General features: G+C 44.3%; 8 protein-coding genes. 6 read left to right on the top strand and 2 right to left on the bottom strand.

Going from position 1 to position 7,855, the window contains the following annotated elements:
* On the top strand, positions 1-241 hold a 241-nt coding region (locus CWC14_RS16005), incomplete at its 5' end, for a zinc ribbon domain-containing protein (protein ID WP_171036866.1).
* Positions 242-370: 129 nt separating this feature from the next.
* Here CWC14_RS16005 and cadR read toward each other — a convergent pair.
* Positions 371-760 carry a Cd(II)/Pb(II)-responsive transcriptional regulator gene (gene cadR, locus CWC14_RS16000; RefSeq protein ID WP_138563860.1) on the bottom strand — a complete coding sequence of 130 codons (390 nt, stop codon included), beginning with the start codon at positions 758-760 and terminating at the stop codon, positions 371-373.
* 79 nt (positions 761-839) lie between these two features.
* On the opposite strand from cadR, the gene CWC14_RS15995 reads away from it, so the two are divergent.
* The 5 genes from CWC14_RS15995 (at position 840) to CWC14_RS15975 (ending at position 7,352) form a co-directional block, all read left to right on the top strand.
* Positions 840-1,457: a cation efflux transmembrane domain-containing protein gene (locus CWC14_RS15995; protein ID WP_004588586.1), complete on the top strand. Its 618-nt coding sequence runs from the start codon at positions 840-842 to the stop codon at positions 1,455-1,457.
* Positions 1,423-1,839, top strand: a complete 417-nt coding sequence (locus CWC14_RS15990; protein ID WP_227008878.1) for a hypothetical protein — start codon at positions 1,423-1,425, stop codon at positions 1,837-1,839. The genes CWC14_RS15995 and CWC14_RS15990 overlap by 35 nt, the downstream gene beginning before the upstream one ends.
* A gap of 72 nt (positions 1,840-1,911) precedes the next feature.
* On the top strand, positions 1,912-3,231 hold the full coding sequence (locus tag CWC14_RS15985) for a TolC family protein (protein ID WP_055022426.1): 1,320 nt from the start codon (positions 1,912-1,914) through the stop codon (positions 3,229-3,231).
* Positions 3,232-3,245: 14 nt separating this feature from the next.
* The gene (locus tag CWC14_RS15980; RefSeq protein ID WP_036973832.1) at positions 3,246-4,181 is read left to right on the top strand and encodes an efflux RND transporter periplasmic adaptor subunit; all 936 of its coding nucleotides are present in this window, start codon (positions 3,246-3,248) and stop codon (positions 4,179-4,181) included.
* Positions 4,182-4,241: 60 nt separating this feature from the next.
* A complete protein-coding gene (locus CWC14_RS15975) occupies positions 4,242-7,352 on the top strand; it encodes an efflux RND transporter permease subunit (RefSeq protein ID WP_004588582.1) in 3,111 nt (1,036 codons plus the stop codon).
* A gap of 139 nt (positions 7,353-7,491) precedes the next feature.
* Here the strand turns inward: CWC14_RS15975 and tnpA are convergent.
* Positions 7,492-7,855, bottom strand: a 364-nt coding sequence (gene tnpA / locus CWC14_RS15970) for an IS200/IS605 family transposase (protein WP_138563858.1), incomplete at its 5' end; no start/stop codon positions are given.

Genomic DNA, 7,855 nt, shown 5'->3' with positions numbered 1-7,855 from the left:
TAATTTGCTGCGATACAAAGCGGAAGAAGCTAGTAGCGAATTTGTTGAAGTACCAACAAAGCAAGTTAAGCCAAGTCAAACCTGCCCAGACTGCGGAGCTAAGAAGAAGAAATCCTTAGCAGACCGCTGGCACTCATGCGAATGTGGTTGTGAGAAGCCCCGCGATGTAGCCAGTGCGCAAGTTAACTTAAACTGGGCGTTAGGTATTCAGGCTGGGAACCAGCCTAAAAAGGTAGCTTAGGCTTTCTTTTTGAAACTCCTTCAAAACGCGCAGCGTTTAGTGGGAGTTGTTCATACAAATGACGAATGTTAGCCGATAGATACAAGTTAAGGTGAGCGCGCACAGTGAAATTGTGTTCTTCTTACAATTTTAAGTGTGTAAATAATTTAAAATACCACAGTCCCTAATGGTTTTGTCTTGGTCACACGATGACGCCATATTTTCGAGTGATGACTTTAATGCGTTTAGCTCTTCAATGCGAATAATGACGTCTGATAAATGCTTAGCTATTAACGTATTGATATTTGAACAGCTCTGATCTGGCTTCGAACGACTGTCCATGAGCGTTTTTACTTCCATGATAGACATATCCAATGAACGACACTGTTTAATAAATAGGAGTTGTTCAATAGTCCCCTTGTCGTAGACACGATAATTTCCACTTGAGCGCTTGAGCTCAGGCAATAGCCCTTTCTTTTCATAAAAACGAATGGTCTGAATACTACAACCTGTCGTCTTTGCGACATCACCAATTTTCATTTTTTACTCCTAACCGTTGACTCTATACCAAGTATAGACTTTATACTCATACTATTCATCAGTAAAGAGTGTGTTTCTAATGAGCGGATGTGGGTGCGAAGTTGAAATAAAAGACCAGTCTCAACGACAGGTTTTGTATTGGCTTTTGGGAATAAACGCGACAATGTTTGTTATAGAAATGGGGATCGGGTTGCTTGCTGATTCAACCGCATTAATAGCCGATTCACTTGATATGCTCGCCGACGCAGTTGTCTATGGTGTTGCCCTTTATGCTATTGGTAAATCGCTATTGCACAAAGCCAATGCGGCTAGAATTAGCGGCTTTTTTCAGATGGCACTGGGTGTGTTGATTATCATTGATATTGTAAGACGGTCAATTTACGGTAGCGAACCTGTATCGGGACTAATGATGGCTATGGGGGCAGTTGCACTGGTTGCTAATGTCATTTGTCTTGTGATCATACGCAAACAAAGAAATGAAGAAGTGCATATGCGGGCAAGCTGGATATTTTCAGCCAACGATGTGATTGCCAACTTAGGTGTTATCTCTGCTGGCGTTTTGGTGTTTTGGCTCGATTCTCGATGGCCTGATCTGGTTATCGGTGTGATAGTTTCGTGCGTTGTGTTGCGCGGGGCAAAAATGATCCTCGAAGATGCTGGAAATGAAAGACAGCGAGCGCTTAATGCGCAAAGTTGATAAGAAAATGCCAATTTTTAATTGCACATCAAAACTGCGTAGGTTGGCATGGCTACTTATTACTTTGCTCATGTGTCAATCGGGCTTTTCGTTCGCCGCTCAATGCGATGACTACCCTGCGGAGGTATCGTCAGTCCCTGAACAATCAAAGTCGATAGGCACTTATGATGTTCCCGAAAAAAATGTAAATGCTGGTGATAATACGTCGAGTGAAGAGCCTAAGTGTTTCCATTGTGTGCTGTGTCAATGTGGACAGATTAAGTTTCTGGCACAACACCCAATAAATGACGTATCTAAACCGTTATATACCAATCAATACAGTTATTCCCGCAACCTCACTGACGGCCTAGTCGAAGGCCTTTTGCGCCCACCTCAACATTAATCCATTCCCTCCTATATGTTTGCATGGGTGCTTTCCATGTATGTCGTTATCTTATGAACAAAAGGTTCTTTTATGAGTTCTTCACGCCCATTGGGCATAAAAAAAGCTAGCTCAGCGTATCTGAAATTGATATCTGCTGCACTGGTAACCATGAGCATATCTGTTCAATCTGCCAATGCGCAAAAGTCTTCAATCACGCTTGAAAATGCGCTCAAACGCACATTATCAAACAACCCAGATTTAGTTGTGTTCGAATTTAAATCTTCGGCTTTGGATGGTGAATCAAAAATGGCCAGCTTACGACCTGAAATGTCTGTTGGGGTTGAAGTTGATAATGTGTTGGGAACAGGCGAAGTGTCTGGTATCAAAGATGCCGAATTGACACTGACCTTATCGTCGGTCATCGAGCTTGGAGATAAAGTCAGCGGCCGAATGAATGTGGTGAGTTCAAAAAAAGCACAACTGCTTACACAACGGCGCATTCGTACGCTGGACATCTTGGGTGAAACAACTCGACGATATATCAATGTCATTGTCCAACAAGCGTTGCACAAGACTGAGCAACGAGCTGAAATGCTGGCTCGCACAATGCTTCAGACAGTCTCTACACGGGTTGAAGCGGGGGCTTCTTCACCACTTGAGAAAAAACGTGCAGAGTCAGCGTTGTCGCAGGCGCGTTTGTCGTTATTGATAAGTGAACAAAAACTCAATGAGTATAAACGCGACCTGGCCATCATGTGGGGTGACACTAACGCTGCGTTTGCGGAAGTTGAAGGGACACTGTTATCGTTTCCAAATTCACTATCACTTGAACATATGCTTTCACAGCTTCAAAGCAATCCACACGTTCTGCTTTATGCTGATAACTATCGGGTACAAGAGGCCAGATTGAGAGTGGTTCAGGCCAGTCAGCAGTTCGACATTGCGTGGGAAGCCGGTATCCGAAGAATGCAGGGAATTGATGACACAGCGTTAGTCGCCAGTATTTCGGTGCCGTTAAATACCAAGCAGCGGAATCTAGGTGAATACGAACAACAGCGCGCATTGCTTGACAGTATAGACTATCAAAAACAAGCGAAAATTCGTGAACTCACTCGCCAATTAAATCAAGTCATTAGCGCAAAAGACCAAGCCTTGCTCACTGTTACGACCCTTCAAGACAATGTCGTCCCAACATTGGAATCTGCATTGAAATTGGCGCGGGATGGCTATGAAAGTGGTCGCTACAACTACATAGAGTGGGTGACAACGCAACAGCAACTCATAGATATGCAACGAACTATGATAAAAGCCGCAGGCTTAGTTCACCTTCGAAGCGCAGATCTAGAGGCACTTACGGGAATTCCTGTGTTTTCTGACTCTCCCTCGACGTCTGCTCAATCATCACAATGAATAGAGAAAAAATAATGAATAAATCACAATTTACATTAGTTACTAGCGCACGTGACTTGCTTGGCATGTTAGTCATGCTAGTTACTTTACTGTTTGCTTCTGTCGCCCTGGCTGATGATGACGATGAGGAAGCCGAAGAAAGACCCGAGTACGTAGTGTTATCTCAAGAACGGATGCTTGAACACGATATCGTGACTGCATCGGCCGCATCAGGAACATTATCGCTCACAACCAGAACCTTTGGGCGGATAGTTCATGATCCTGCGTCACTGAGTCATATTCGTGCCCGCTTCGACGGTGTTGTAAAACGTATCATGGTGAATATTGGAGATAAAGTAGAAAAAGGTGACACACTGGCAATCATTGAGTCAAACGAGAGTTTAAATCAATACTCAATCACCTCACCGATGTCTGGAAAAATCATAGCTAGACACGCCAATGATGGTGAGCTCACCAACGGTCAAGTACTGCTTTCTGTTGCTAATTACTCTCGCGCAATTGCTCAATTGGCTATTTTCCCCAAACAACGTACTCGTATTGCCGCTGATATGGAAGTCACTTTAAGGCTTGAGGAATTGCAGCAACAATCAAGTATAAGCCACATTACGTCCTCACCTGATGACAAACCTTATTCTATCGCGTTTGTGAACGTTGATAATGGCAGTGGTTATTGGCCTTTAGGCGCTATGGTAGAGGGTTATATTCAGATTGGGTTCCAAGAAGTCAATCTGGCTCTCCCCAAAAGTTCAATACAAGAGTTAGATGGGCAAACCATTGTTTTTGTCAAAGAAGGGGAGCGATTTTACCCCCGCCAAGTAAAGCTTGGGAACACGGACAACCGTTTAGTAGAGATTGTGAAGGGCGTTCAAATAGGCCAGCAAGTCGTTGTAGAAAATAGCTATCTACTAAAAGCTGATTTATTAAAAATGGAGGCGGGCGATGATGACTAATTACCTGCGCATTTATTGTCAAAAGCAAAGCCAAGTCCATAAAAACGGTGAGGTGAGAACATGATAGCACCAATACTCCGTCTATCCATTGAGCGACGTGGTGTCATGATGTTGTTCGCCTTGTTTGTCGCCTTTTTTGGTATGTACAGTTACAAACAATTGCCGATTGATGCTGTGCCTGATATCACCAACGTGCAAGTGCAGATAAATACCGCAACCCCAGGTTACTCGCCTTTGGAGACTGAACAACGCATAACGTTTATAGTTGAAACCTCGCTGGCCGGTTTGCCTAATTTATCGTATACCCGCTCGATATCACGCTATGGTTTGTCGCAAGTCACAGTCGTGTTTAAAGAGGGCACTGATTTATATTTCGCACGAAATCTCGTCAACGAGCGTCTCACCGCCATCGCGGCGCAATTGCCAACAGGGTTAACCCCTGAAATGGGCCCTATCTCCACAGGCTTGGGTGAAATTTACATGTACTCGTTAAGTGCTGAGCCTCAGGCGCGACAGGACAACGGTCAACCCTATGATGCTATGGCATTAAGGGAGATCCATGATTGGGTAATTAAGCCCCAATTGTCGCTTGTTGAGGGGGTGACCGAGGTTTATGCGATAGGCGGATTTGAAAAGCAATATCATGTGAATCCTAATCCAGTCGCAATGATAAACTTTGGGATAAGTACAGGTGACCTTCTCAGTGCGCTAGAACGCAACAATGCGAATCAAGGCGCTGGTTTTGTAGAACAAAATGGGCAACAAGTACTGATCAGATCGGAAGCCCAACTTAAGGGCATCGACGATATCGGCCAAGTGGTTGTTAAGATCATTGATGGCGTACCGGTAAAAATTCAAGACATCGCCCAAATCAACCTCGGTAAAGAGCTGCGCTCTGGAGCCGGCACGTTAAATGGCCAAGAAACAGTGATTGGCACGACAATGATGTTAGTGGGAGAAAACTCTCGTACGGTCGCCAAAGCTGTGGACAGTAAGCTCGAAACCATTAAAACAAGCTTACCCGAGGGCGTAATCCTTGAAGCGGTTTACGATAGGACAAGCCTCGTTGACAAAACCATCGACACAGTGCAGAAAAACCTCGTCGAGGGCGCTTTACTTGTCATCGTTGTGCTATTCGTTTTGCTTGGGAATGTGCGAGCTGCACTTATTACCGCCGCTGTAATACCCTTGGCAATGCTTGCCACGATATCGGGCATGGTCAAAACAGATGTGTCTGCTAACTTGATGAGTTTAGGCGCACTGGATTTTGGCTTGATTGTCGATGGCGCAGTTATCATTGTTGAAAACTGCATCAGACGATTATCCGAATCCCAGAAACAAAACGGCGCTACTCTACCGCTCAAAGAAAGGCTGAATGTTGTATATGAAGCCACTAATGAAGTCATACGTCCCAGTTTGTTTGGTGTATTGATCATTACCATTGTTTATATCCCCTTGTTCACGCTCACTGGCGTCGAAGGTAAAATGTTCCACCCCATGGCAGCGACCGTGATAATGGCTTTGCTTGCCGCAATGGTATTTTGTTTTACCGTAGTGCCTGCGGCGATAGCAATTTTCATGAGAGGTAAAATTAGCGAAAAAGAAAGCCCAATTATTAAAGGTGCAAAGGCAGTCTATCGTCCTGTTTTAACCGGAGCGCTGCGTTTTAGATGGCTAGTGGTAGTAGCAGCGAGTGCTTTGGTTGTCGGCAGTTTATGGATGGGCAGTAAATTAGGCTCCGAGTTTATTCCCCAGCTCAATGAAGGTGATATCTTAGTACAAGCGATACGCATCCCTGGGACTGGGGTAGAACAAGCAGTTGAAATGCAAAAAACTCTTGAAGCGAAACTTATGCAGTATGAGCAAGTACAGACGGTATTCGGTCGCACGGGTACGGGTGAGGTCGCCACCGACCCTATGCCACCAAACATTACTGATACGTTTGTTATTTTAAAGCCTCGGGAGCAATGGCCCGATCCATCAATGACAAAAGCTGAGTTAGTGAAAACGTTTGAAGAGGACTTGTTTACTTTGCCCGGCAATAATTATGAATTTACGCAACCTATACAAATGCGTTTTAACGAATTGATTAGTGGCGTAAGGGCAGATTTGGGGATAAGGCTATTTGGGGATGACTTAGATACGCTCTTTGCATCTGCTTCTGACATTTTGACCGTTATTTCAACGATTGAAGGAGCTGATGACGCGAGGCTTGAGCAGGTAGAAGGCATTCCAATCTTCACCGTCACACCAAAGCCTGATCAATTGGCACGCTTTGGTTTGGATATAGCCGACTTGCAGTTATGGCTCAATGCTGCGACAGGTGGAGAAACCGCTGGAATGATTTTTGAGGGCGACAGACGCTTTGAAATTGTCGTGCGATATGCCGACGACATTCGAAATGAACTCACTCAGCTTGAGAGCGTTCCCATAGTCACGCCCTCTGGTGAGCATGTACCAATAAGCGAATTAGCCACACTTGCATTTAAAGAAGTACCTAGCCAAATAAGCCGGGAGAATGGCAAACGTAGTATTGTTGTCACAGCAAATGTGCGTGACAGAGATATTGGCACTTTTGTTGAAGAAGCTCAGGCGAGAATTAATGATGAAGTAGATTTACCTGCTGGTTATTGGCTCGACTATGGTGGAACCTTTGAGCAGCTCGAAAGTGCGAGTCAACGATTGACGATTGTGGTACCGGTTACGTTGTTTGTGATTTTGACAATGCTGGTAATTGCGTTTGGTTCTATACGCGATGCGTTGATTATCTTCACAGGTATCCCTTTGGCATTAACAGGCGGTGTAATGTCTCTTTGGTTAAGGGATATGCCTTTATCCATATCCGCGTCGGTAGGATTTATCGCGTTGTCTGGGATTGCCGTATTAAACGGATTGGTAATGCTGTCCTTCATCAAGCAACGTTTGCTAGAAACCGGAGAATTAGTGAATAGCATTGTTGAAGGGGCACTTATTCGCTTGCGTCCGGTATTAATGACAGCACTAGTTGCAAGCCTTGGATTTGTGCCCATGGCGCTCAATACGGGCATAGGTGCAGAGGTGCAACGGCCTTTGGCCACGGTGGTCATCGGCGGGATAATATCGTCAACCTTGCTAACACTGGTAGTGCTGCCTGTACTCTATCGACTCGTGCATAGTAAAGGGGATCAGTAGTGTTCTTGGGCATTTATTCGTAAATGCCCAAGTTTTACCTGAACGATTTTTAGGTAACTATTGACTCTTTATCATCGAAATTTTCCGAGAAAACCCATTGATCGACGCGAAGCGGTGTCGATGGGATGAATCGGAATAGTTAGCCCTGCTCTTGAATGTATTTTTGAATTGTATCAGCAGCCGCATTCCCAACAGAGCAAACAAAATATCCGTCAGACCAAAATGTTTTTTTAACCCAGAATTGCTTTTTAAACCATTTAAATCTCGACCATAGCCTTTGCGTTGTAGATTGTTTAATTCTCCTAACGTAACTCGCAACGCTGATATTGGGAGAGATCGTTAGCAATATGTGTATATGATCTTTGTCCACCTCGATCTCTTCGATATTAAATTCTGAGCGCTCTGCAATTTCAGTGATTTTTTGTTTTACAAAATCACCTACATCACCTTTTAACAATTGTTTTCTATATTTAACCACAAGTATTAAATGTAGCGCTATTAAA

It is taken from the genome of Pseudoalteromonas sp. S3260, assembly GCF_005886925.1.
Lineage (GTDB): Bacteria > Pseudomonadota > Gammaproteobacteria > Enterobacterales > Alteromonadaceae > Pseudoalteromonas > Pseudoalteromonas tetraodonis.
Note: the sequence above shows the minus strand (reverse complement) of the source record. Positions and strands in the feature narration are given on the sequence as shown.